This is a genomic window from Mesorhizobium sp. M0496 (genome assembly GCF_040321205.1).
Taxonomy (GTDB): Bacteria; Pseudomonadota; Alphaproteobacteria; order Rhizobiales; family Rhizobiaceae; genus Mesorhizobium.
On sequence record NZ_JAMYRC010000002.1, the window covers coordinates 15365 to 38925 of the forward strand.

Annotated in this window: 26 protein-coding genes and 1 pseudogene; 9 read left to right on the forward strand and 18 right to left on the reverse strand. The window is 59.1% G+C overall.

Features of this window, described 5'->3' with window-relative positions; translation table 11 throughout:
• Positions 1-157: 157 nt before the first annotated feature.
• Positions 158-523 (reverse strand): hypothetical protein, encoded by a 366-nt coding sequence (locus NKI73_RS03155; RefSeq protein WP_352627354.1) that lies wholly within the window; start codon positions 521-523, stop codon positions 158-160.
• A gap of 171 nt (positions 524-694) precedes the next feature.
• A complete protein-coding gene (locus NKI73_RS03160) occupies positions 695-994 on the reverse strand; it encodes a DUF1236 domain-containing protein (protein ID WP_352627707.1) in 300 nt (99 codons plus the stop codon).
• A 1216-nt stretch (positions 995-2210) separates the two neighbouring features.
• On the opposite strand from NKI73_RS03160, the gene NKI73_RS03165 reads away from it, so the two are divergent.
• A complete protein-coding gene (locus tag NKI73_RS03165; RefSeq protein WP_352627355.1) occupies positions 2211-2513 on the forward strand; it encodes a hypothetical protein in 303 nt (100 codons plus the stop codon).
• A 379-nt stretch (positions 2514-2892) separates the two neighbouring features.
• Here NKI73_RS03165 and NKI73_RS03170 read toward each other — a convergent pair whose 3' ends face one another.
• The 3 genes from NKI73_RS03170 to NKI73_RS03180 form a co-directional block, all read right to left on the reverse strand.
• Entirely contained in the window at positions 2893-3093 is a 201-nt protein-coding gene (locus NKI73_RS03170) for a hypothetical protein (protein ID WP_352627357.1), read from the reverse strand.
• Complete coding sequence (locus NKI73_RS03175) at positions 3075-3332, reverse strand: hypothetical protein (protein WP_502909540.1); 258 nt, start codon at positions 3330-3332, stop codon at positions 3075-3077. Before NKI73_RS03175 ends, NKI73_RS03170 begins: the two co-directional genes overlap by 19 nt.
• 517 nt (positions 3333-3849) lie before the next feature.
• Positions 3850-4038, reverse strand: a complete 189-nt coding sequence (locus tag NKI73_RS03180; protein ID WP_352627359.1) for a DUF3008 family protein — start codon at positions 4036-4038, stop codon at positions 3850-3852.
• Positions 4039-4349: 311 nt separating this feature from the next.
• On the opposite strand from NKI73_RS03180, the gene NKI73_RS03185 reads away from it, so the two are divergent.
• Positions 4350-4622 carry a hypothetical protein gene (locus NKI73_RS03185; RefSeq protein ID WP_352627361.1) on the forward strand — a complete coding sequence of 91 codons (273 nt, stop codon included), beginning with the start codon at positions 4350-4352 and terminating at the stop codon, positions 4620-4622.
• A 57-nt stretch (positions 4623-4679) separates the two neighbouring features.
• A complete protein-coding gene (locus NKI73_RS03190) occupies positions 4680-5120 on the forward strand; it encodes a hypothetical protein (RefSeq protein WP_352627363.1) in 441 nt (146 codons plus the stop codon).
• 60 nt (positions 5121-5180) lie between these two features.
• Here NKI73_RS03190 and NKI73_RS03195 read toward each other — a convergent pair whose 3' ends face one another.
• The 5 genes and pseudogenes from NKI73_RS03195 to NKI73_RS03215 all read right to left on the reverse strand — a co-directional run bounded on the left by NKI73_RS03195 (position 5181) and on the right by NKI73_RS03215 (position 8822).
• Positions 5181-5399, reverse strand: a complete 219-nt coding sequence (locus NKI73_RS03195) for a hypothetical protein (protein ID WP_352627365.1) — start codon at positions 5397-5399, stop codon at positions 5181-5183.
• Positions 5400-5409: 10 nt separating this feature from the next.
• Entirely contained in the window at positions 5410-5589 is a 180-nt protein-coding gene (locus tag NKI73_RS03200) for a hypothetical protein (protein WP_352627367.1), read from the reverse strand.
• A 941-nt stretch (positions 5590-6530) separates the two neighbouring features.
• Positions 6531-7067 (reverse strand): GNAT family N-acetyltransferase, encoded by a 537-nt coding sequence (locus NKI73_RS03205; RefSeq protein WP_352627368.1) that lies wholly within the window; start codon positions 7065-7067, stop codon positions 6531-6533.
• Between the two features lie 583 nt (positions 7068-7650).
• A complete protein-coding gene (locus NKI73_RS03210) occupies positions 7651-8082 on the reverse strand; it encodes a hypothetical protein (RefSeq protein WP_352627370.1) in 432 nt (143 codons plus the stop codon).
• A 315-nt stretch (positions 8083-8397) separates the two neighbouring features.
• Positions 8398-8822: pseudogene (locus NKI73_RS03215) on the reverse strand (Hsp20 family protein).
• Positions 8823-9055: 233 nt separating this feature from the next.
• Here NKI73_RS03215 and NKI73_RS03220 point away from each other — a divergent pair.
• From NKI73_RS03220 to NKI73_RS03235, 4 genes are all read left to right on the forward strand, one after another.
• Entirely contained in the window at positions 9056-9310 is a 255-nt protein-coding gene (locus tag NKI73_RS03220; protein ID WP_352627372.1) for a hypothetical protein, read from the forward strand.
• Between the two features lie 328 nt (positions 9311-9638).
• Positions 9639-10511: a ferritin-like domain-containing protein gene (locus tag NKI73_RS03225; protein WP_352627709.1), complete on the forward strand. Its 873-nt coding sequence runs from the start codon at positions 9639-9641 to the stop codon at positions 10509-10511.
• A 574-nt stretch (positions 10512-11085) separates the two neighbouring features.
• Entirely contained in the window at positions 11086-12216 is a 1131-nt protein-coding gene (locus tag NKI73_RS03230; RefSeq protein WP_352627374.1) for a putative hexosyltransferase, read from the forward strand.
• A complete protein-coding gene (locus tag NKI73_RS03235; protein WP_352627376.1) occupies positions 12203-12826 on the forward strand; it encodes a hypothetical protein in 624 nt (207 codons plus the stop codon). The genes NKI73_RS03230 and NKI73_RS03235 overlap by 14 nt, the downstream gene beginning before the upstream one ends.
• A gap of 28 nt (positions 12827-12854) precedes the next feature.
• Here NKI73_RS03235 and NKI73_RS03240 read toward each other — a convergent pair whose 3' ends face one another.
• From NKI73_RS03240 to NKI73_RS03260, 5 genes are all read right to left on the reverse strand, one after another.
• Complete coding sequence (locus NKI73_RS03240; RefSeq protein WP_352627378.1) at positions 12855-13304, reverse strand: GtrA family protein; 450 nt, start codon at positions 13302-13304, stop codon at positions 12855-12857.
• Positions 13282-13974, reverse strand: coding sequence for a class I SAM-dependent methyltransferase (locus NKI73_RS03245; RefSeq protein WP_352627380.1), 693 nt, complete (start codon positions 13972-13974; stop codon positions 13282-13284). Before NKI73_RS03245 ends, NKI73_RS03240 begins: the two co-directional genes overlap by 23 nt.
• Entirely contained in the window at positions 13949-15016 is a 1068-nt protein-coding gene (locus tag NKI73_RS03250) for a glycosyltransferase family 2 protein (protein ID WP_352627710.1), read from the reverse strand. Before NKI73_RS03250 ends, NKI73_RS03245 begins: the two co-directional genes overlap by 26 nt.
• A gap of 178 nt (positions 15017-15194) precedes the next feature.
• Positions 15195-15419 carry a hypothetical protein gene (locus tag NKI73_RS03255; RefSeq protein ID WP_352627382.1) on the reverse strand — a complete coding sequence of 75 codons (225 nt, stop codon included), beginning with the start codon at positions 15417-15419 and terminating at the stop codon, positions 15195-15197.
• Between the two features lie 249 nt (positions 15420-15668).
• Positions 15669-17009, reverse strand: a complete 1341-nt coding sequence (locus tag NKI73_RS03260) for a DUF6600 domain-containing protein (protein WP_352627383.1) — start codon at positions 17007-17009, stop codon at positions 15669-15671.
• A 585-nt stretch (positions 17010-17594) separates the two neighbouring features.
• Here NKI73_RS03260 and NKI73_RS03265 point away from each other — a divergent pair.
• Both NKI73_RS03265 and NKI73_RS03270 read left to right on the forward strand, forming a co-directional pair.
• The gene (locus NKI73_RS03265; RefSeq protein ID WP_352627385.1) at positions 17595-18197 is read left to right on the forward strand and encodes a hypothetical protein; all 603 of its coding nucleotides are present in this window, start codon (positions 17595-17597) and stop codon (positions 18195-18197) included.
• A gap of 575 nt (positions 18198-18772) precedes the next feature.
• Positions 18773-19447 carry a protein-L-isoaspartate(D-aspartate) O-methyltransferase gene (locus tag NKI73_RS03270; protein ID WP_352627386.1) on the forward strand — a complete coding sequence of 225 codons (675 nt, stop codon included), beginning with the start codon at positions 18773-18775 and terminating at the stop codon, positions 19445-19447.
• A 545-nt stretch (positions 19448-19992) separates the two neighbouring features.
• On the opposite strand, the gene NKI73_RS03275 is transcribed toward NKI73_RS03270, so the two are convergent.
• The 3 genes from NKI73_RS03275 to NKI73_RS03285 are packed head-to-tail and all read right to left on the reverse strand — an operon-like array spanning position 19993 to position 23541.
• Positions 19993-21624, reverse strand: a complete 1632-nt coding sequence (locus NKI73_RS03275) for an ABC transporter ATP-binding protein (protein ID WP_352627388.1) — start codon at positions 21622-21624, stop codon at positions 19993-19995.
• Positions 21614-22498: an ABC transporter permease gene (locus tag NKI73_RS03280; RefSeq protein ID WP_352627389.1), complete on the reverse strand. Its 885-nt coding sequence runs from the start codon at positions 22496-22498 to the stop codon at positions 21614-21616. Before NKI73_RS03280 ends, NKI73_RS03275 begins: the two co-directional genes overlap by 11 nt.
• Positions 22495-23541, reverse strand: a complete 1047-nt coding sequence (locus tag NKI73_RS03285) for an ABC transporter permease (protein WP_352627390.1) — start codon at positions 23539-23541, stop codon at positions 22495-22497. Before NKI73_RS03285 ends, NKI73_RS03280 begins: the two co-directional genes overlap by 4 nt.
• Between the last annotated feature and the right edge of the window lie 20 nt (positions 23542-23561).

Genomic DNA, 23561 nt, shown 5'->3' on the forward strand with positions numbered 1-23561 from the left:
CTCTCGATCGCGGCGATTGGTGCATGCGTTAGAAGTTCGAAGCGCCCTTTGATGCCGATCTTGGTGGAGAAGCCTCCCGAGGGCGAGGGTTGGATTCACGAGGTGAAGTTTGACGGGTACCGTTCGCAGCTCATTATCGATGAAGAGGGCACCCGATTTACACACGCACGGGCCACGACTGGTCGGCGAAATATCGCCACTTGGGGACGGAGGCCAAGAGTGCCTTGGCGCCGAAAGCGCTATCGTCGACCGGCGAGATCATCGTGCTGAACGAGGCGGGACTGTCGGACTTCGGCGAACTGCGCAAGGCGCGGCAGCATGACTCTATTTCGTCGCCTTCGATCTGCTCCACCTGATTGGCCACGATCTGCGCGACGTGGCGCTGGAGGAGCGGCGCGAGATCCTGGCCAGCATGATCGACCCCGGGCGTATCCAGCGAGGCGCTGCCGGGCGCCCAAGTCGATTTATCACTTTTCGAATAGGCCGGCCTCGAAGGCATCGTGTCGAAGCGCCGCGACAGCAAATACCATAGTGGACCGGCGCTATGTTGGCAGCGCCTTCATCGCCTTGAACCGGCAAATGCCCGACCGGCTGTGGAAATGCGTCCAAGAAACCCAGGGACGGCGCCAAGGGCGCGGCCGGCGATGCGACGAGCCGCCGCCCATGTGGCGGCGGGCTTCAGCCGAAAGATTGGTCAGTCGTAAACCTTGATGATCTTGCGAGTGCCTGGATCCACCAGAACCGTCCGGTTGTCGATCACGACATAGCGGTATTTGACGTCGGGCACTTCATGCAGCTCGACCGTGTCGGGCAGCGCTGTGCCGATATTGAGTTCCACGCCGGGAACCTTCACCGATGCCAACGGCTGCTTCTTCACATACTCATGGATGACCGTATCCTGTTCGGGCGTGATGATCACGTCCTGAGCAGCGACCGCGCCGACACCGGCGAAGAGCAACAACGCCGCAGCGGCGCCCGTAAGATGCATTCTCATGGTTTTCTCCTCTTGCGGCCGGCGCACCACGACATCGTCCAAGCCGACCTCCAAACCGAACTTGGGGCAACGTCAAACGTTCCGGGTTGAGGCTTCGGTCGGGCGGGGGGTAGGACTTAAGTCTGAGCGTAAAACGCAATGGTCTTACCGATGATGTGGCGTGGAACAGCTTGCTTCCAAGGTTATTGTTTCTCCGGAAAGTTCGGAGAAATCAGATGGATAGAAGTGTTAGCCAGGCTCGCTGGTTGCTCGCACCGCTGTTCGCGACCCGTCACCTTTCTGGTGATAGGATTCGCGCTTAGCTGACATATTTGCAGATCGGCGCAGCTACGTCCCTTCCTGTGCTGATAGGGTTCACGGGCCGCACCGAGGTTGGCGAATCCTCAATTTGTAACGGGCGCGAGGCCTGCCTTTTCCGGCCGCGCGCGTTAAGAGTTGGTAACATTAGAGTTGTGTAACATTGGGAGGCTTTCTATGGATCGGCGATCCTTCTTGACAGCAATGTTTGGCGTTGCAGGGGCAGCGGCCTTTGCAAGCGCGGTTCGGCCTATCGACGCAGTGGCCGGTGTTCCAGGGGCTAAAAGCGGCATTCTCGATGAACTCGACGCGCCAGACTCACCAACCTTCGATGACGAAGGTACTCAGGCGGAAGTGGAGCCGGTCAACCATCGGCGCTACCACGACCCCTATTACGAGCCAGATTACGACCCAGATTACGGCCACTATTACCGCCGCCGCCACCACCGCCGGCGGGGCTGGAGAAGGGTCTGCCGTAGTTACTGGCGACATGGTCGCCGGCGCGTCCGGTGCTACCGCAGGCGGGCCGGGATCGTGCTTCGGTTCTAGTAGTCTAGCCCCTGGATTCTAGCGATTGGGCTCGACCCGACGGCATCTTCTCGCGGCTGCCGACCAGAGCTAGTTCCCAGGGGCTGGGCAGGGACCGTCGCTTCGCAAATGGGGCGGCGGGCCCTCCATCGCAGGGGTATGGAACATTAGCTATCTCTAAAAGTTTCTCGCTTGCGGCAGGGGATGCTCACCCCATCTCTGCCGAAGATCGGAATACGCACCACCCGATCGGCCCGCGCTCTCCCACAGAGGCGCGGGCTTGGCCTGTATAGCTGCGGAGCGACTTCGGCCGTTCGTCACGCGTTAGCTAATATAGATGAGCCCGCGTCGTCCCATCGATGGATGAAATTCAACATGGGCCGGTGCTCCTTTGAAGCATGGCGCGCAAGACGGCTCTCGTAGCTATTGCTATCCTCGCGATCAGCTCGGCTATGCCGAAGCCAAGGACCGTAAGGTCGAAACTGCGAACCTCAGGACGTACGCCAATTCGAAAGCGCTGGCATGGGGAGAACGCCCGCTGCACGAGATGCCGTTGGACGAGGCGCGGTCGGCGGCGCGGCGGCTGATGGAGGCGTTCCCGACCTACACGCTCACCCTGCAGAGACAGATCAACCCGTGGCCGGACAAGGTGTTCGACGAGCGCTACGTCGAGGCGCTGGGCGTGCCGGAGTGATCGTCGCGGTTGTCGCCAGCAAAAGTCTCAATGGCCTCATTGCGGCATGGCCAGCAGCGGCGGGTTCCGGTCAGCGCATCCGCCGGCATGCTCAGTTGCCGGCGGAGGCCTCCCGCCAAATCGTGTTTCCGCCATCGCTGGCAATAAGCAGGGCTCTGGATTTGTCGACGACCCGGCTGACCGGCTTCATAGAAATGGCGCCACGGTGAGGGCCGACAACCCGCGCCAACGATAACGACATTGAGGTGCCTGTCCTGCGGTCAGAATAGATATTCCCTGCGGGTCGATGGAATTGCTGATCGAATTTGGCGCCTCCAGATGAAGCCGTGATCACTGGCCGGCTGACCGGCACGGGACTATCGTCGGCTCATGCTGGGCGTCACGGACCTCCGGCCATCGAGCCCACGACCACCATAACAAGCGCGTCGACGTCAATCTCGCCATCGACGACTATTGTCTCGTCGTGCCGTCGAACCCTGAGTTTCGACGGGTTTTCGGCCGCCTGTCTTTCGAGTTCCTCTATCACCCCGGCGATAGCCTTCGCCTCGAGGGGTTGCCCTTTTATAACGCTGGCACCCATTTCCAGAAAACTCCTTCTTTTCGATCGGGATAATGCTTGAACTCGCATTCGAAGCGACGCCCATAAGATGCGGCGGCCGCGAGCGCCTCGCCGGAGGGCGGATTCATCCCGGTGTGCGGCGCGAACCAATTCTCCAAGAGATCATCAGGCACATAGGCACCGATCCTGAGCGGCAGGTGTTGAAGCACCAAATCCATATCCGCTGGCATAAGTCCGGTCCGTGAATCTGCCTCTGTCATCAACCTCAACCCTTGGAGGCGAGGAGTGTTCCCCATCAGCGTCGGACAGCGGATGCCGGCTCGTTCCGGTCGCGCTTTTCCCGCCGGACCTACCAACTGGCTCCTCGCCAGTTGGGGGACGGTTGTAGCTGCCCCTCCGGCCTTGACACGAAAGCTGAGATGTCGAAGCTTCAGCGATCTTGGTAGGGACCGGAGAACCCGAGGAGGTCCTCCTACGAGAAACCAAGAGGCAACACATAGTTTAGCGAACGGATGATCATCCGCTGTTCGTCGCGTTATTGTACGTAGGTGATTATCGCAGGCCGCTGGCGCTTCCAGTTGCTGCTAGGTGAGCGCTTTCCGTTCTTGTCCGTCACGAACAACTTGACGGCCTTCTCACCAATGCCCAAGAACCTCGCCGACATCAATGATGACAACGTCGACTTTCTTATCGCCGTTTAGCACTACGTCGCCGATCTCACCGACAGGATGGGGTCATTGGCGTACGGTGCAGTCTTGCTGCCATCTAACCGCCCTCTCACGATTTGGAGGCATGCCCGGCTTTGCCCTTGCGCTCGGTCGATGCCATGTCGTGAAGTTCTTTCTCGCTCATGGATTTGACCATAGATTTCGATGCCCCTTTCAACTCGCTTTTCTTCTTTTCGCCGCGTTTGGCCGAAAGGGCTGCACCCGCCGCCATCTGCTGAGCCTTCGATTTGGCTGGCATTTTCCTACCTCCGATATTACCGACTTAAACACGGTCACCTGATTTACGTTCCCTTCCTTGGCCAAGAAAGCCTAAAACCTCAGCGACATCGGCCACTGGCCCGTCCGGTTCTTCCGCCTTGGAACCCCTCCAGCGAAGCCGAAGCGCTTGTCGGCGACTGGCGAGACAATTGCTGGACAGGATCATCTGGCGGGTTGGTTCCTCGGCCCTGATGGCAAGTGGACGATGGCTCCAGGCACAGCCTATGGTGAACGCGCATCCCGACAAACTTCATGCGGGAGCCTGCCCGAATAACGTCGATGGCTGGTTAAATGGCCAGACGCGTCGCAATGAACGTGATCTTACAAAGTCTTCTTGCCGAAGTCGCACCAAGATGGATGATGCACCGACCAGAAAAGCCGTGGTCGAACTTCAAAATCGGAACCGGAAGCCCGGTGGTCGTGTTGGCATCGGAGCCGTCGCATTTTAATTCAAATCCGAAAGAAAGTGAACCGTCGGGCGAGACCACCGTCGCGCCCAATGGATCCGAAACGCCGGTAACATTGATGTGGCTTCATTACCAACGCGGATCTCTTGCTGCGTAGTTGGAACATTTCCCAATCGGTTCAGTTTGTTTGCCAGGAGTATATCGGGAGTGACTTATGGCAAAAAGTGGCAATGAACATGGACATATCCGCGACCGTGGACTGAACGCAAGGCAGACGGAATCTGTGCGCAAGAGCGGACGGTCGGATCGGGTGTCGCAGGCGCCGAACGCGCCGGAGCCAGTGTCGCCGAGGATGGTTACTCTTGTCGATCACGAGGCTATTCGTAATTGGGCAGCAGCACGCGCTGGCTTCCCCGCGCTCGTTCCGGCTGAACCTTCGATTGCGGACAAAGAGCCCTCGCTTGTCATCTTATTCGGCCAACACGCCTATCAGGACCAAGACCAAGGAGCGGATCGACCCCCGACCATGGGCGGACCGGAACAGGTTGAATGGGAGGAGTGGTTCGAGATTTTTGACGCCCGCGGACTGGCACTTGTAGTGGCTGATGACAGGCCCGGCGTACGCGAGCAATTTCATGAGTTGGTAGCGCGGTGAGTTAGCGATCCCAGACGGAGACGCACTCAGAGCCTTCCGACCGCCACCCTTCAATTCTTCTCAACCTTGGTGGGCAGGTCTGCTGCCACCACCTTTCTTTTCTGCGTCATGTGTATGGTGGCTGTCACGCTCGCCGCCGCCTCCTGATACCTTGCTGCGTTTGCGCTGGTCCGAATCCGCGGGCGGCTTGCTGATCTCGAACGGAGCCTTGGCGTTCTCGTGCGAAGCACCGGGGCCACCCTGCCGGATGCTCGCCGGCGTTTTCTTGGACGTGGACATCTCTCTCACCTCAGCGATCTTGCTGATTGATCTGATGGGTTGCGTTGACGTTGATATTGCCTTGCTGACCCTGCTTCTCGGGGTTGGAAGCCTGGCGCTTGCCCGCCTCGTCAAGCCGAACCGACTTGCGTTCGCCGACGCCCTTGGGACTCCGATTTTCGGCGGGGACCGGCGGCAACTTCTTACTCATGGCTGAACTCCTTCTGGAGAAGAACCGATAGCATGGTCGATTGTTCCGCGAAGTGCGCGCGGCGTGAACAACAGCGTGCGAAAATAGTCCTTCGCGTGGCGATTCCCGCGCCAGCGTGCGCAAAGTCCAAATCGCCAGGCCCCGCGCCTGGCAACGTGGAGCGAAGCATTGTATCGGACAATCGTCCAGGGCTCACCTGAAGTCGCCGATTTCGGCACGACGATCAGCTCATATTTGTTCTTCGGGAAAAGCCTCGCAGGATGCTGAGGATATCCCTCAAAGCCCCACCGCAAGGCGCGCTGAAATCTGAACCCGCCCAAGGGCCGTCTGCACTTGAATGGATCGGCCTCGACACGATGGTCGGCTGGCAATTTCGAATATCGTCGGATTGGCATCATCCTGAGCGCGGTCTCGGAGGTTGCACCCCGCTGGCGTTGCCGAAATTGAGACCTCTGCACAGGGGCTTCAATGCGCCTGCCGCTACTCGTCCAGCGACGTAAGGCGAACGCGGCGATCGGAAAAATCCAATCATGGCGACCGCGGCGGATCGTGCTCAGCCACGGCCGCTGCTTTGATACGGATGCTGAATGTCGTCCGAAGGGTCTTCGGAGCATCGGACGCGAGATAAGTGCCATCCTCTTTCCAACTGAATGAGAAGTTGAACGCTCCGTCGCGGAATAATCCGAGCCGACATCCCGGCCCGCCTCGGTCACGTCACTACCGGTCATTCGCAGCGCGACTCATTAGCTGACTTTCAGCCACTGGCCTAATCGATCCTTTTCTGCTCTTCATTCAAAGAGGACTTCTACCGCAAGCCCTGACCCGGATCAGCCATCGCGGCCGAGGCGCGCTTGCCCGCCATTGCATTGATGTGCGTCGATGCCGCAGTCTGCCTCGCAGCTACCGTCAGCTGCTGCTATGAGGTCGAGCCCGCCGATCAGTCACAACGCCTTCCTCATCCTCAACAGTGGCACGCCCGCTCCGCCTCTGTTGTCGACGACTTCTTCAACCGCCTCAAAGCCGCAGGCCCGATAGAGCGGTTCGCCAGCCATCGTTGCCATAAGCTCGACACTTGTGAAGCCCTCGCCGCGGGCGGCATCCTCGCACAGCGTGAGGATGAGACGACCCACGCCCCGGCGAATGAAGCTGGGATGCGTATACATGGCACGCACGCGCGCAGCGTCTTTCGTCGGGTCAAGCAGCGCTGCATCGCGCCCGGGTGAACGGTCGCCGCCGTAGAGGGTTGCGCGCCGACTCCATCCGCCGCAACCGGCCAAGACGCCATTTTGCTCCACAATGAAATATGTTCCATCATCGACGAGTTGAGTATCGAGCCCCATGATTGATCGGCTCGAAGCGATCTGTTCCTCTGTGAGAAACGGCTTCTGAAGCTCGCCGATGGCTGCATTCATCAGTATAGCCAGCGCCGGCATATCGGCACGTGTCGCCAACCGGTGCTCAAGGCCGATCTTCGGCATTCTTCGGCATGTCCAGTGCAAACCGTTTTGAAGTTAGCACAGATCGTCACGATGATGGGAAAAACCTAAGGCATAGCCGGGTCGAAGCTTCGCCCTTCGCCGCCGCCTGACACTCGGATGATGAGTCCGGACCCTAGGTCAGCGGAATGGCCGGTTCCTGATAAGTTCATCCTAATTGCGGGCGGTCCGCTACCGTGAAGAGTTTCGGGCGCCGGCAGGCGTAGGTCCCCTATGGCGCCCAGACCAACCTCCGCCACGCGGCGAGCGACGACGTCCGAAGCAGGCCATTGGAGGAGGCCGGTCCCACAGCCATGCCCAGCAGCTAAAAAGCGCTGCAGGGCGCCCGTGTGCCATTCCGAGCGCTATAACCAGCAGGCTGTCCGGCCCTCGGCACCTGTATCAGGATGACGGTCTCGACGAAAGCAGCCTGGAGAGCCAGGTTCATTGTCAGCCAGCGGGTGGTTCTACCGCGTTCCGTTCCGTCGCTCGGGGTCCGTGCAGGGCATCCGGCGTCTCAACGTGCAGGGAACTATCCTTCCCTTGTCAGGTCGCCGAACGTCCGCGAAAACACCGCATATCCGGTTCAGTGTAGCAGAACAGTTCTCAGCCAAGCCGTGAACCTGCTTCCGCGAATGGTCCTGCGCACCCTGACGGCGGCCCAACTGGCTTGCATCGTCGTCCCGACGTGACAACTGCAGACGATTTCGTGCAGTTGCCAGTCGCCCAGCTGGGAGAAGCGTTTTGCCTCCCCATAGCTGTCATCCTGGAGACCCGATGCACGCAGCAGCGGATCCTCGAATGCAACGGCAATAGCCGATCCAGCCGTGCGTGCTTCCTCACGGACTTTGGGATGCAGATGTTCGGTGCCAACAAGTGCTCCAAGGGATCGCGAGGGGTTCCGCTCGAGAAGCTCCGCCCAACGTTCGATCCTTTGTGTTCTGGTTACGACGGCGCTTTCCGCCGTGGGTTTAACATCTGCGATTGTCTGCAGTTCGTGGAGGGTCTGGTGTTTCATGGTTTGGCTCCTGTTGGACGCAGTATTCCCCCCTTTTTTTAGGAACTATCGCGACGGGATGTCCTGACAAGTGCGTCGCCGAAAAGGAGTTTCATCAGCCCCCGTAACAGTCGGCCCCCTCAAGCCGGCGACGTGTCTAGATCCGGCGCTGACACGCCGGCAGTCAAGCTATATCACCGGCGAGATCTTGCAGGTGGTCGGCGGCTCACTCAGGTCGCAGGATGTATTTCGGCGACAGACTACGACGGCACCCCGGCCCATGACGGGTCGTCTCCACTACCCACTCCAGCGTTCGCGCAGGCCAGTCATCGAAGATTAGGCCGCTACATCGCCTTCAATCCGCTTCGTGGCCAGCTTCTCGGATCGGCGTTGATGGCGACGCGGCGCGGCTTCATCTCCTCGGGAATTTCCTTCTTAGTTCAATGACCAGGAGCTTTGCCCCGACAACGCTCATATGATCGGCGAGTTCGAAACGGCGCAGGAATAGCCTCAGCGCCAAGCCATGATGAAGGTACTGCACCTCCTCGTTGTCCGCCCTGGCGCCCTCATAAGCATATTTGGCTCATGCATGATCGTAAGCTCGTTTTCATCGAAACCGGCGACCGCAACGACAACGCGGTAGCTGTCGTCGCCGAGTTCATATCGCAAGTCACCGCATTCTGTAGCGGTCTGGCGTTTTCGAGCAGATTGAAAATACGGTCAAAGCCGATGCTCGACCGGTAGAAGGGGGAAAAATCCAGGTCGCTCTCATAGCTCCTCCTTGGAGCAACATCGGTACGAGAGAACGCCAAGAAGCTGGCGCTCCCTGACACATCGGGCCCAAAGCGACCGACAAAAATAAGTTGAGAATTGATTTCCGCTGCGTCAAGGGGGACACTGATCAGGCAGTTCACGGCCGTCCTACCAATGGGCCAATGGCAAGCGCTCCACCGAGTACTCACCTGCTTCGCTGGTATTCCGAACGGAGAAAAAGATGACCATAACACGCCAAGACGTTGTGTCGGTCCTCGGACCCGTGGACGACGGGACGATTGCTGAAATCATCATGTCCGGTGCCTCGCTTGAGGAGTTGAGAGAGGCATGGGCCTGGGCCTTTGGTGATGAGGCGTTGATGAACCAAGGCCGACCGCTGCCGGGAACACGGATCGCAGCGCTAATCGACCTGATAGAGCCCGACGAAGAAGATGTGGCGGATTTGGCCCGAGGGAAACCGAGCGCTGTCTGTTGAATCGTTAAGGTGCCCTGGTCGACGCCCGTTCCTTCTCCGGCAGGTTCAAGCATCAAGCCTTTGCGGGCGTTCTCGATCCAGTCGTTACCTGAAGTCACTCCACGTCGACGCGATTGTCATCTAGGCGCAGTGTATCCATGACGGCGTCAAACGTCACCGGCTTGGCGACACTAATGGCGTCCGCAGCCGGAATCGACAGCCCTTGGATTCGAACCAGAACATCGGCGCAAATACCCGACAACCTAAGGAACATTTATCGATTCACGGCGTTAGTGAGGTTGGCCCGCTAGGTGCCAACAGGTGATGCAGCGGGCTTTTGGAGGAAGCCATGATTTGTGCCGTCTCTCCGCTCCACCTTTCCCGTCGCCGCGCATTGCAATTTGGGCTGGGAGCTAGCCTCGTCGCCACGACGGGCTTGGCGCTAGTTTCTCGCGCCCATGCCCAGAAGGAAGTGCAAGACGAGGACATTTTCCGCTTTGCGCTGAACCTGGAATACATGGAGGCCGAATACTATCTCCGCGGCACCACCGGAAAAGGCATCGCCGCCGCCGATGCCGGTTCGAAGCCCGGCGACGTCGTTGGGGGAAAGAAAGTGTCCTTCGAAACACCCGCCATCGGCGAATTCATGCAGGAAGTTGCTGAAAACGAACTCGCGCACGTTCGATTCTACCGCAAGACGCTTGGAACGAACGCCGTCGACAGGCCGGCCATCGATTTCGATGCGGGGTTCAAGGCGGTTGCGGAGGCAGCTGGCCTCGGGCCGGACTTCGACCCCTTCGGCAACGAAACGAACTTCGTTCTCGGCGGCATGCTGTTCGAGGATGTCGGCGTCACCGCCTATGCCGGCGCTGCGACGATTCTGAAGAACAAGGACTTCCTGGCCGCCGCCGCTGGCATATTGGCGGTCGAGGCCTACCATATGGGAATGGCGCGTTCCACTCTGTATCGGAAGGGGGAGAAAGCTTGGAAGGCCGCCAACGCAGTCTCAGACGCCCGAGACAAGATCGATGGATCGGAGGATAAGGACCAAGGCATCCAGGTTGACGGAAAAGCCAATATCGTTCCGTCGACGCCTGATGCGATCGCGTTCACAAGAACGCCGCAAGAGGTGCTGCGGATTGTCTATCTCACCGACAAAGACGGAGTGAGCAAGGGCGGCTTCTATCCGGAAGGGATGAACGGCACGCTCAAGAGCACCTGAGCCAAGAGGCGCAGCAGGCACACGAGTGGCACTGCCGCGGCGAATCCTGGCGACGGACGCGCTTCCAGAGCGGTTCGCGCTTCTTCTGATTCAAAGGTTGATGAATGCCGAGCCGACATAGCAGCCGGTGCCGCGTTGAGCAACGCCATCGATAGGCCGCTACGATATTTGCTCTCCCGGCGCTTCGCGACCAGGCCTTCAAATCCCGTCTGGTCCACGAGTGGAAGATTGCCTTTGCATCGTCGGCGAAGCGCCTGGCTGAACTGGAGGCGCTGATCTCGCCGTCAACGATCGCGCTCTCCACCCCGAGCTCGCCGACCGCTTTCGCGAGTCTATTTGGACGTGCAGTCGAGAGCGCGGAAGATGCGCACGCCGCCGGCGGCCTCCCTGACGATCTGCCAGTCGCGCCATGTTTTAGGTGCTCGACATCACCTCGACAGGGTCTGCCGAAGGAACCGAAGTTTCGCATCATCGTTTGATGGGATGAACGGGATGTGGCTCGCGCAGCGCCCGTCAAGCCGGAGCAGGCAATCGCCATTGCAGAGTGTGGCGCCTATCACCGGTGGAGGCACAATTGGAGCTTCGCGGTCGCCTCTGGGTTATTGCGGTGCCGCTCCTGTTCATGATCGGCGGGCTTGTCATTCGGTATGCTGCATTCGCTTCAGTATCAGTAGAGCCAGGCTTCGAAGCTTATGCGCATGTGCTCTGCAGGTGGGATTGCCAGTGGTATGTGGATATTTCCCAATACGGCTATGAGCGTTTTCCCATTCCAAACCAAAGCAATGTTGGACGCTGGGGCTTCTTTCCATTGTATCCCATGCTCGTGACGGCGCTTCGGTTTGTTTTCCCCTTTCCGACGATCCTGGTCGCGATGATCGCCTCGATTGCATGCAGCTACGTCGCATGCCTTGTGGCATGGCCACTGCTGGAGAAGAACATGCGCGCCTATGTGTTGTATTGCGCTTTCCTGCTTAGCGGCCCTTTCTCCTTTCATTTCACCACTTTCCTTACCGAACCTCTTTTCGTGCTCTTAACTTCGTGCGTCTTTCTGGCACTCAAGCGCTCCAACTATCTGGCCGCTGGCGTTTCATCCGCTTTGCTGTCGGCAACGAGGCTGGTCGGGGTCCTTGCTGTGTTTGCAACCGTGATTCAAATGTTCAGGCAGCACCGCCAGCAGGGCGGATCGGTGGTGTCTTTCCCACGATGGCTGCTTGGTCGTCCGGATATGCTTGTGGCAATCTTCATCTCGCCAGCCGGTTTGTTTGCTTACATCCTCTTTTTGCATGTCACTGTCGGGGACGGCTTTGCTTTCTTGCACGTCCAGCGCGCGTTTGGGCGAGTGGCCGGCAATCCGCTCCTTTTCCTATGGGACGGGCTCTCTTCCGTACCGACGATAGGGTGGCTGCCCACAGCGCCGCAATGGAGCGCCCTTGCGGCGGTCACCGGACTGACATTGTCGGTCGTTCTGGCGGCTCGCAGGCAATATGGCGCCGCGCTCTTCTGCGCGGCTAGCATCATCCTGCCATTGACTACGAATTTGGCTTCCATGGTCAGATATGTCATTGCGCTTGCGCCTCTGATAATATTGATCGCCGTGCTGTTGTCGGCGTCGAAGCTGACTTATGTCTTGGCTTTGGCTCTCTTCCTGAGCGCTTGTTATTTCATGACTGTGGCGTGGATCGGAGGCCACCTTGCCCTGGTCTGACGCACCGGAATCCTATGGGCGTGCTGTCTCGATTGGCGGCTATGCTATCGCGGCGGTTCTGGCCGTGTCCGAAATTATCATCCTCGCGCTCGCCCTCAATCCAAATGTCGACGCCGATTATCGAGCTTACTACATCGATCGGACAACGACGTGCCTCAACCGCGATGCCGTTGGCACCTACACTCTTGGCCAGACGGTGTCGTTCCGGTCCGACGGCGCGAAACAAGCAGCCGGAATGACGGTCTGTGGTTGGTCGGGCGCGGTAGCCGACGGAACCCATTCGCTGGGCGAGACCTCTCGGCTCCGACTGGAAATACCGTTGCTTCGCAACGGGCTTACGGCAACGCTACAAATGTCCGCCGTAATTCGTCCACCACAGATCACACAAAGGGTAATGATCTCGGTAAACGGCGCTCGGGTGCACGACGTAACACTGTCGGGCAAAGAACCGAAGACAATCTCGTTCACGATCCCGCATGCAGCGTTCGCCAGCGCAAAGATACTTGAAATGACCTTCGACTATCGCGATGGGATTCCGCCCAGCCCGGCCGCAAGCAACATCTACAAACGCTCCATCAAGTTGGTATCGTTCCGGCTGGACGCCGGTTAGAAAGTCAATCTCTCTGGCTAATTAGGCGTCAGCCATCGTCGGACTGATCGGGAATGCGTTCTGCAAAAACCCATCGGTCGAGCACGACGAAATTGATCGCTGGCACAAGCAAGCAGGTAATCATAATGGGAATGATGAGCGGCAGGCCCAGCTTCGCCGTCAACAGCGCCGGCGCACCATAGGCGATGACTAAGCCAATTGCCGCCAACAAAAGAAAACGCGGAGCTTCCGATCTATGCGGTCCGCTCGACATGAAGGTTATGGACCTATGTGCGAGATAGGAAAACAGGCCGGCGGCCGCGTAAGCCGCAAGGGACGCCTCGACGGGGCTGAAGCCGAACCGTTCCGATTTGACAAAGGCGGCCGCCAAGGCGGCATACAGGATTGTGGCGGCGATGCCGACCAGGCCGAAGCGCGCCAGAAGCTTTAGGGCGGCGGCGCCGGCAGACCGATGCTCAGACACGCCCACTGCACGCATACTGGGCTCCAAGCGGCAGCAGCGCCAGGGCACGCTCAACCTTTCTGGCGAACCCGCCGGCCGACGGGAGCAGCAGGAAGTGCTCGGATCGAACCTCCATAAAGCCTGCTTGTCGAAGGAGGGCCGCTGCTTTGACCGTGTTGAGCAGGACCGCGTCTTGGTCGAACGGACACCGGAGCACCGCCAGACGCGTCAGCGGATTATAGGGATTGTGCTCGATGATGCAGGCGACGCCGCCTTGCCGCACGACGCGTCGCATCTCGCGAAAAAAATCGAGCCAGGATGCGGGCGAAATATGATGAACAACACAACTGGCAAAAGCCAAGTCGAACACGCAGTCGTCATAAGGCAGGCCCGTCGTGGTGCATGTCCTATAGACGACGCCCGGATTGTCCTCGCTGGCGCGCTGGATCGACCCTTGCGAGACGTCGCAGCCATCCAGGCGCTCGAAAGCGCCGTCTAGATAAGGATGGAGCGAACCGACACCGCAGCCCACATCAAGGGCCCGCACCATGGCTCCCCGGCGACGAAGTCCTCGCTCGGCGACTAGGCGCCGCAGCAGGTCGGCCTTTGCGACCAAAAAGAAATCGTGCTTGAGTCCGGAAAAGCGGATCGACCCATCGATCGTCTCTCCATAACTGGATCTATAGCTGTCGAAGAGTTCGGACACTGGGAGCGACTCCGTTCTTGGGCTTGCGAAACGATCTCCGGCGCCCACCAGCGATGGCACGCATCGGCTCGTCGAAGCCGGTAAGCCGATTGATCACGTAAAGAGGGCGGCGTTTCACCTCGGCGTGGATGCTACCGACATAGAGGCCGACCACGCCGGTCATGAAAAGATTGATGCCACACAGGAACGATACGATCACCACGGTGGACGTCCAGCCGGCAATGACGCCGGTTTCAAAAATCCAGGCGAACACGGCATAAGCGCCAAAGGTCAGCGCAAGTGCGGAAATGGCCGATCCGCCCCAAAGCGCAAAGTGGAGCGGCTTTTCCGAGAAGCTGACAACGGCGTGGACGGCAAGGTGCATCATCTTCCAGAAAGGGTATTTGGTCTGGCCGATGGTCCTCGGGGGGCGTTCGAATGGCACCCCCGCTTGCTTGAATCCCATCCAGCCGAACATGCCCCTGACGAAGCGATCGTGTTCAGGCATGTGTCTGAAGACATCCAGCGCATGGCGGCCGACCAGGCGGAAGTCCCCGACGTTGCGCGGGATGTTGACCGGCGTCATCTTCTCCAGGAAACGGTAGAAAAGATCGGCGCTAAGCCGCTTGAACCAGGATTCGCCCTCGCGCTTGACACGGCGGGCGTAGACAATCTCGAAACCTTCCTTCCACTTTGCCACGAGATCAAGAACGACCTCCGGTGGATCTTGCAGGTCGGCATCCATGACGATGACGGCATCCCCCGCAGCAGCATCCATGCCAGCCGTGATCGCAATCTGGTGTCCGAAATTGCGGGAAAGCTCGATAAGCCGGAAGCGAGGGTCGGCGGTGACCACCCGCCGAAGATATTTGACGCTGCCGTCATGGCTACCGTCATCGACAAAAATCGCCTCGGTCTCTCCGTCCAGCCGACTGATCAGTGACCTGATCCGTTCGATCAGTCGCGGCAGCACTTGTTCTTCATTATATATCGGCAGGACCAGCGAGTAGCGCGGCGACGCGTTCACTCCCGTCCCGACGCTTTGGATCACAGAGGCTCGCATGCGGATGAAAATGAAACGCCCGCGCCAAAGTTCCATAAGTCGTAGCTAATTTAGAAAATTTTAGATATGGCGAGTCGGGGGGAAAGACAGGCGCGCTGCTGGCACCTGCTCAAAACTCAATAGTCCATATCTGCAGCCTCGTCGCGACCGCGAACCGCCTGAGGCAACCACAAAATCTTTAACCCGCGAGACCGCCGTCGCGATGTTCAACGGCATGAATGATCGCTTCATAAACGCTACCGATCTCTTCATCGATCTCCTGAATTGGGATGCCTTCGACGGCGGCCGCCCGCAGGGCCTGGTCTGCCATATCGGTCACAAGCCGGCCCGGGTCGTCGGCTGGCCCTTCCGGCATATGTTCGGAAATCCATTTGTATAGAAAGTCGGCACCGCGGGTGATCATGGCGGTTTCTGGATAACGACCTCTGCCGAGACAAACCTTGGATGGGTAACAGACACTGTCAGGCCTTTCGAAATAGCCTCGGGCGCGAGGTGACGTCTCACCGTCTTCGGGTGGCATGCGTACCCTGTGTTCGTTGACGGGCGTTAGAGGATAGCAGGCGGCAGCGAAGGAAAGTGGCGAGGGTTCGCAGCTTTTCGCGCATTGCCGTTCAGCGGCACCGCGATGGAATATTCGCGGTGCCGCTCACAGCTAGCAGTTCGCGTCAGTCTGCGGATCGCACGCCTTGTTTTTTTGCTTCTGTGGCTTGGGCTTGGCCGCCTGCTCGGGCTCGGCTTGCTGCTGCTCGGCAGCGGGCTGCTCCTTGGCCTTCGGCTTCTGAGGTTTGGCCGCCTGCTCGGGCTCGGCCTGCTGCTGCTCGGCGGCGGGCTGCTTCTTGCCCTTCGGCTTCTCAGGCTTGGCCGCCTGTTCCGGTTCGGCCTGCTGCTGCTCGGCGGCGGGCTGCTTCTTGTCCTTCGGCTTCTCAGGCTTGGCCGCTTGCTCCGGCTCGGCCTGCGGCTGCTCGGCGGCGGGCTGCTTCTTGTCCTTCGGCTTCTCAGGCTTGGCCGCTTGCTCTGGCTCGGCCTGCGGCTGCTCGGCGGCGGGCTGCTTCTTGCCCTTCGGCTTCTCAGGCTTGGCCGCCTGTTCCGGCTGGGCCTGTTCGGTCTTTGCTGCGCCTTCGGTCGGCTTCGATTTCCGGCTAGCCTGAACCTGCTTCACCTCCTCGATGTCTTTGAGCTTGGCTGGTTTGGCCTTGGGGTCGGCTTTCACCTCACCTTCAAAGACCGCGACCGTATCGTTTTCCAATTTGCCGGACTGCTCGGGCGCGTCGGTCTTGCTGACCTTGACGGCAGTCACCTTCTGGTTCGTCTCCTTTTCGATCACATCAACATCAATGACTTTGTTGATCACCACGTTGTTCTGGATCGTCACCTCGCCGGCCGGCTCGGCCGCCTCGACAATGCGCACAAACTCGGGCTCATCACGAATAACGACCACAGAAATGTCCGCGACAAGGAATTCGCGGGTGGGGACCACAACCCAGTAATAGTCCGGCGTCGTGTCGAAGGTCACCTCGATTGAAATCAAATCCGGATCACGGCGCGGCGGCAGCGGAGCCCAAATGATGTGCTCCCTGTCACGACGCCAACTCACCCATGCTGGCGCCCAGCGAGTGCCCGGAACCCAGTACCAGCCGATATCGTCGGCATAGCCCCATCGGCCATAATGGTACGTCGCCCAACCGAACGGCTCTTCAGATACCCACAGCCAGCCATACTGCTCGGTATAGACCCAGTGGCCGATCGTATACGGACGCCAATCGTCAGGTACATCAACCGGCACGAAAACGGTCGCGCCGTGATACGTGACCCAATCGCCATAGGAAGACAGGTCTTCGTAAAATGTGCTGATCGAAACTTCGGTGGCGGCCCTTGCCTCGGACACGAGCGGCAATGGCGTAATCGGATTGGGGATCTCGACGACTGTGAGCAGACAGGCGGTTACGCCGCCCAGCATCACTCGTAGTGCATTTTGGACAAGGACGCGTTTCATCCCGTTTCCTCCGAAACAGATCGCCCTTCATCTCGGAAACTCGCCGGCAATCGAATTGTTCCGCCTTACTAGCGCGGCCCGCATTCGCTCACGCAGCGGCTTTGGCATCGCAGAATGATAAGGGATCAAACAACAGAGTTGCTTCATGAGGGCAACAGGTCACCAACCGGTGGCGAAAGCGCGCCGGCAGGAGAATGCTGTCACGGCGATTGCCGCGACCGCTCTTGGTGCTCCTCTTGCTGGGCGTTGGTACGCTTGCCGCAGCAGTCACCCAATTTCGCAATCCAGAGCACCACCGGGCAAAAGATCACCTCTGGCCAATCGATCGGCTAGGCAACGATCGTGCAGCAATCGAAGAAGCAGCCCGGAGCTTGGCGACGGGTCTAAAGAGTTTCCAGCAAATAACCCTCTACGGCGAGGTAGCAGCTTCGTTGCCTGACATTTTAGCAGATGCTAAGGTTGGCCGGCGGCATTTACCCCCTGAAGTAAATGCCGTAGTGGCCGACGCGCACTGTCTCACCGGCACCGCGTCGGCCGTCTCGCCGTGGGAAAGCCGCGATAAAGCTCTATCGGCTGTCCAGTAGAATGGCCAAGTGTCTGGTCGCGGCGCTTTCGAAGATCAGTTCCTCAAGCACGCTGTTGTCGATCGGCGACCCGTTGATGGAGGATCTGATCATGCGCAGCGCTTCGTATATCGAAACTGGGATAGCCTTGGAATGCCGCCTAGCCTTCGGACCAGACAAGGCCGGCCGAGACGGGCGGCCTCGCAAAAGTCTTGGCAAGCGCCATCGAGGATTTTTCGGCGCTGCGCTGTTCGTCCAGCCCAACTCGCGGATCGAAGCTGAGGTCTGCGCCACTTGGGCGTCGGAATGCGGTGGGGGCGTTTTTGGTGAATGGGATCAATCCCGAGGCGGGACGATACTCCACGGAGAGGCGAATAGGCCAAGTTGCGGCTGTGTTGATCATGTTGGCCTCGCCCGCGCTGGCCGGTCGAGCGGGACACCCGTGCCTGCACAGGATCATGGCCCCGAACAGTTGCCCGAATGGACCGGACGACCCCAAGACTCCATGCGCGAAATAATGCGCCAGATGATGGGTGAGATGATGCAGGAAAGAATGCAGGAAAATCGCGGTCCCCAAGCAGAGCGGCACGGTGGCGGGCGCTGGCACCTGAAGGGCGGCCAATGATCGGAGGCCGCGGTATGGGAGCCGGCATGATGCATGGTGCAGGGATGCGGATTATGTTCGCCATAGGGCGCTTTCGCAGGTCGAAGTTCAGGATTTCGTTGGACGGATTTTCAACGCTGTCACGAGAACGGCGATGACAGCGTCGACATGGAGGAAATTCAGTCCTTCTTCCATGCGGGCGACAGGGCCATAAATAAATCCGTCGCCGGTGCCACTCGTCGAGATGGTCCTTGATGGACACCAACCAGCAACGCTGACCACCGCTGAACAGCTCGAGCCGGTGCTGGTGCGCACAGCAGCATACATTGCTGGGCAAGGACCGCTTTGCGCCAGGAACCGGTGACGGCGATAGAGGTGGGTCGTCTTTCCACCTACTACGACCTTTCCGTGGATCATGGCGACTTGGCGCCAAATCTCCAGGATCGCGGCCGATAGCCTGCCAATATTGCGGCGGCCCCAAGTCACCCGCGCTTGCCTCGGGTCTCTCGTTGGAAACGGTGGCGGGCGTTTCGGTGACAAGACGAACAGGATATAAAGCTATGTGGCAGCAGACTGTTTGAGGAAGCCCCACCGTCATGAAACCGATGACCGAAGAGCACCTTGCGATTTTACGCAGGCACATGGTCGAGATGATTGCGATCCATGCCGACCTTGTAAGCGAAGAACTCGGCAAGGCAACGCTCGATGAGCGGGTGATGGCATCAATGCGGCGGGTGCCGCGGCATCTCTTCGTGCCAGTCCCGGTCGCGCCTTATGCCTATCAGGACATGCCGCTGCCGATCGGCTTCGATAAGACCGTCTCGCAGCCTTTCATTGTCGCTCTGATGACCGATCTCCTTGCTCCCCAACCGCACGAGGCGGTACTCGAGATCGGCACCGGCCTGGGCTATCAAACCGCAATTCTCGCGGAGCTTGCCGGGCAAGTTTGGAGCGTCGAAATCATCGAGGAATTCGCAATCCATGCGAAGGCTCTCCTGCAGGGCCTCGGCTTATCCAATGTCGGCATTCGTGTCGGAGACGGGTCTCGCGGCTGGCCCGAGCACGCCCCATTCGACAAGATCCTGGTCACGGCGGCGGCTGAGCAGACACCCCCGGCTTTACTGAAGCAACTCAAGCCAGCGGGACGTCTGGTTCTGCCTTTGGGATCTGAAGAAGCACAGTTTCTGACTGTCATCGGCAAGGATGCGACAGGGCAACTCAAGACCCGGAAACTCATCCCGGTTCGGTTCAGCCGGCTCGAAACCGTCTAATTAGTGGGGTGCGGAACCTGGCGCGACCCCATTTCCGACCGTCAACCGATGCCAGCGTCATCGTAGTGCCCGGCATAAGCGGATGCTGCGATCAGCGAGAGGTGGACCTTTGCGTCAGCTCAGGTGACTATTTTCGGAGTCCACTTTCCTGGAAGTGTTCGACCGCCCCATCAATTCGCTTCATGTCGGCCGTCTTGATCCACTATTGCTTCGCCCAATAGCAGACATTCGAAAAAACAGCCTTTGTTGGTCAGCAGCGCTCCAAGAACCGACATTCGCGTTGCTTCTCTTAGGTAGACTCGAAGCTGCCTATCTGTCGCCAGCTGAACACCTCGAGAATACCAGCGTTCCTTTGTCGTCAGAATATTTCCGCCCCGCGAGACTGTGAACTGGTGTCAAGGCGCGGGCGGTAATGCAGTCGCCTTCACAGCACGATCACATGGGCCGCAGCCGATCGAGTTAGAGTGCGACCATGCCCTCAAAAAGGGCATAGGCGGATGGCAGCGGCCAGCGTGGAGGGGTCTCTTCCTGCCTCGATCATTCCGTCAGATCTTGCGACTGGCGAGCAGCCTTGTCAGCCAGTCCGGATCCATTTCCGGTACGGACGACAAGAGCCGTTCGGTGTACGCGGCATGCGGCGGCGTAAGAACTTCGCTCTTCAAACCCTGCTCAACGACTTTCCCCTGGTGCATGACGACAATTTCGTCGGCTATTGCTCGTACGGTGGCAATGTCGTGAGTAATGAAGATGTAGCTCATACCGAGGTCACGCTGCAGGCGCATGAGGAGCTTCAGGATTTCCTCCTGCACAATCTGGTCGAGTGCGGACGTGATCTCGTCACAGATGATGATCTCTGGATCGGCCGCCAGCGCACGAGCAATGCAAACGCGCTGTTTTTGGCCACCCGACAGTTCGGCCGGCAGACGGTCAAGGTAAGCTTCGCTCATCTCGACCATATGCATAAGTTCACCGATCCGGCGATCCCGCTGCGCGCCCTTGAGGCCGAGGTAGAATTCAAGCGGTCGCGCTATGATGTCTTCCACCGTCTGGCGCGGATTTAGCGCGTTGTCGGGCATTTGATAAATCATCTGTATGCGGCGCAGGACTTCCTTCGGGCGCATCTTCAGGCTCTTCGAAAGGGGCTGGCCGGCAAAAGAGATTGACCCCGAGAGCGGTGGCAGGAGGCCGGTGACGACGCGAGCGAGCGTCGATTTCCCGGAACCGGACTCGCCGACCACAGCCACTGTTCTTCCGCGTGGAACTTTGATGGAGACGTCGTCGAGCACCTTGACGGTCCGGGCATAGGAGGCGGTGACCTGGTCTATCGTCAGTAGATATTCACCGGCAGGAACTTCGACCTTGGCGAGCTTGCGCACGGCCCAGAGCGTCTTGGTATATTCCTGGCTGGGTAAGGCTAGCATCTCGCGTGTGTCAGCCTCCTCCACGGTAAGTCCGTGACGCAGAACCATGATGCGGTCCGCCATTTGCGCCACCACCGCCAGGTCATGCGTCACGTAGATTGCAGCCGTGTTGAATTCCTCCACAATGTTGCGAATGGAGGCAAGAACTTCGACCTGGGTGGTCACATCAAGTGCCGTCGTCGGCTCGTCGAACACGATCAGGTCGGGACGGCAGGCCATCGCCATCGCCGTCATTGCCCGCTGCAATTGTCCGCCGGAGACCTGATGGGGATAGCGAAAACCTATGGTCTCCGGATCCGGCAGCTGAAGACGTCGGTAAAGATCGATCGCATTCCGGTTTGCCTTCTCCCGGGTGGCAATCCCGTGCGCCACTACAGTTTCGACCGTCTGGTCAAGGAGCCGGTGGGCCGGATTGAAAGAAGCCGCCGCGCTTTGCGCGACATAGGCAATGCGGGAGCCTCTGACGCGGCGGCGCCCTGTTTCACTGACTGCCAGAAGATCAATCCCGTCGAACAGGATCGAGCCTTGTGTGATCCGGCAGCCCGGCTTGGCATAACCCATTGCGGCAAGGCCAATGGTGGACTTGCCGGCGCCTGACTCGCCGATCAGGCCAAGAACCTCGCCCCGCTTTAGCGTCAGATCAATCCCACGGACGATGGGATGCCACCGTTCGTCCGAGAATCCCTCCACATGCAGATTGCGGATCTGCAGTAGATCCTTTCCTTTTTCGCGCGAGCCTGGACCGCTACTTTTCATCCCGCAACCCGCTTGTTGCGTGCAGGAACCAGTCCACAACGAAATTCACTGAGACCGTGAGAAGGGCGATCGCACCGGCCGGAAGCAGCGGCGTGACATCGCCGTAAGTGATCAGGGTTGCGTTCTCGCGCACCATTGACCCCCAATCGGCCGTCGGCGGCTGAATACCGACACCGAGAAACGACAGTGCGGCGATGGTGAGGAATACGAAGCAAAATCGCAGGCCGAACTCAGCGACCAGCGGCGGCATTACATTGGGAAGGATTTCTTTGGCGATGATCCATTTGGGGCCTTCGCCGCGCAATCGCGCCACCTCGACATATTCCATCACGGCCACGTTAAGTCCGACGGCCCGCGAGAGCCGAAACACGCGGGTGGAATCGAGCATCGCGATGATGACGATCAGGCTGGTGATGGACGAGCCGAAGATCGAAAGGAGCACCAGCGCGAAGATCAGACTTGGGATCGACATCAACACGTCCACCGAACGCGACAATACCTGGTCGAGCCATCCCCTGTACAACGCGGCGAGAAGACCGAGCGAGACGCCTACCGCGAAGGACAGCAACGTGGTCGCGACTGCGATAGCGATGGTGTTGCGCGCACCGTAGATCAAGCGGGTGAGCATGTCCCGGCCAAGCTGGTCGGTTCCCAATCTGAACTCCTGGCTCCACGGTGCGAAGGCTTCGCTGAAGACCTGCGTCTCGCCGTATGGCGCTATCCAGTGCGCGAGGACCGCAACAAAGACGTAGCCGAGGATCACGACGATGCCGAACCATGCACTGAACGGTGCCTTCTTCAGCGCTGTTTTCGCCCGGGTGGCGCGCGAGCGCCTCAGCCTCTGAACCGCCGCGATAGATTCGGATCTGGTCATCGTGGGTGCAAGAGCCTGGGATTGGTGGCGATGGAAATAATGTCGGCCAGCAGGTTGAGAAGGATGTAGGTCGCGGCGAAAATCAGGGCACAGGCCTGGACAACCGGAACATCCCTGGATTTTACCGCATCAACCATCAACTGGCCGATGCCGGGATAGACGAACACGACCTCGACCACGACCACTCCGACGATGAGATATGCCATATTGAACGCCACCACAGTGACGATGGGGGCCCAGGCATTGGGCAGGGCATGCCTCAGCACGATCACCATCGGGGACATTCCCTTGAGGCGCGCCATATCGATGTAGGGGCTTGCCAGCATGTTGATGATGGCCGCTCGGGTCATGCGCATCATGTGGGCCACGATCACGAGTGTAAGGGTGATTGCCGGCAGCGCCACTTTCCAGACATGCTCCCCAAACGGCGTCTGGTCGTTCACATTCGACAATGTCGGAAATTTGGGAACCGCATTGAGTGCCCAGTTCAGTGAGATCGTGAGCCAATGGGGCAGGGATTGAGCGAAATCGGATCCAATGAACGTGTCGCGCGAGATCACCAGGTAGGCGAGCATATAGGCGACGAAAAACTCCGGGAACGAAATCGTTGTCAGCGTCACGGCATTCACCAGCCGGTCGAACCAGCCGTTGCGGTACAGCGCGGCGAGAATGCCAAGCCCAAGCGCCAGCGGAACCGCTATCAGCGCGGTCACCGCTGCAAGAAACATCGTATTGTAGAGGCGTGGCGCGATGATGTCGGCCACGGTACGCCGGTATCCGGTGCGGCTCGTGAACGAAGAGCCGAAGTCGCCGTGAAGCATCTGCGCGACCCAGACGAAATAGCGCTCGACAGGCGGACGATCGATGCCGATTTCCCGCTGAAAGGCGGCCACCGTTTCGGGCGTCGCCGACTGCCCGAGCGTGGCCTTGGCGAAGTCGCCCGGAAGCATCGCGATCGCAGAGAAGATGATGATGGACACGATGAACAAAGTGACCAGGCCGAGGCCAAGGCGCTGCAGAACCGTTCTTGCGACGGGGTTCATATGAGTGGCGTTTCCCTTTG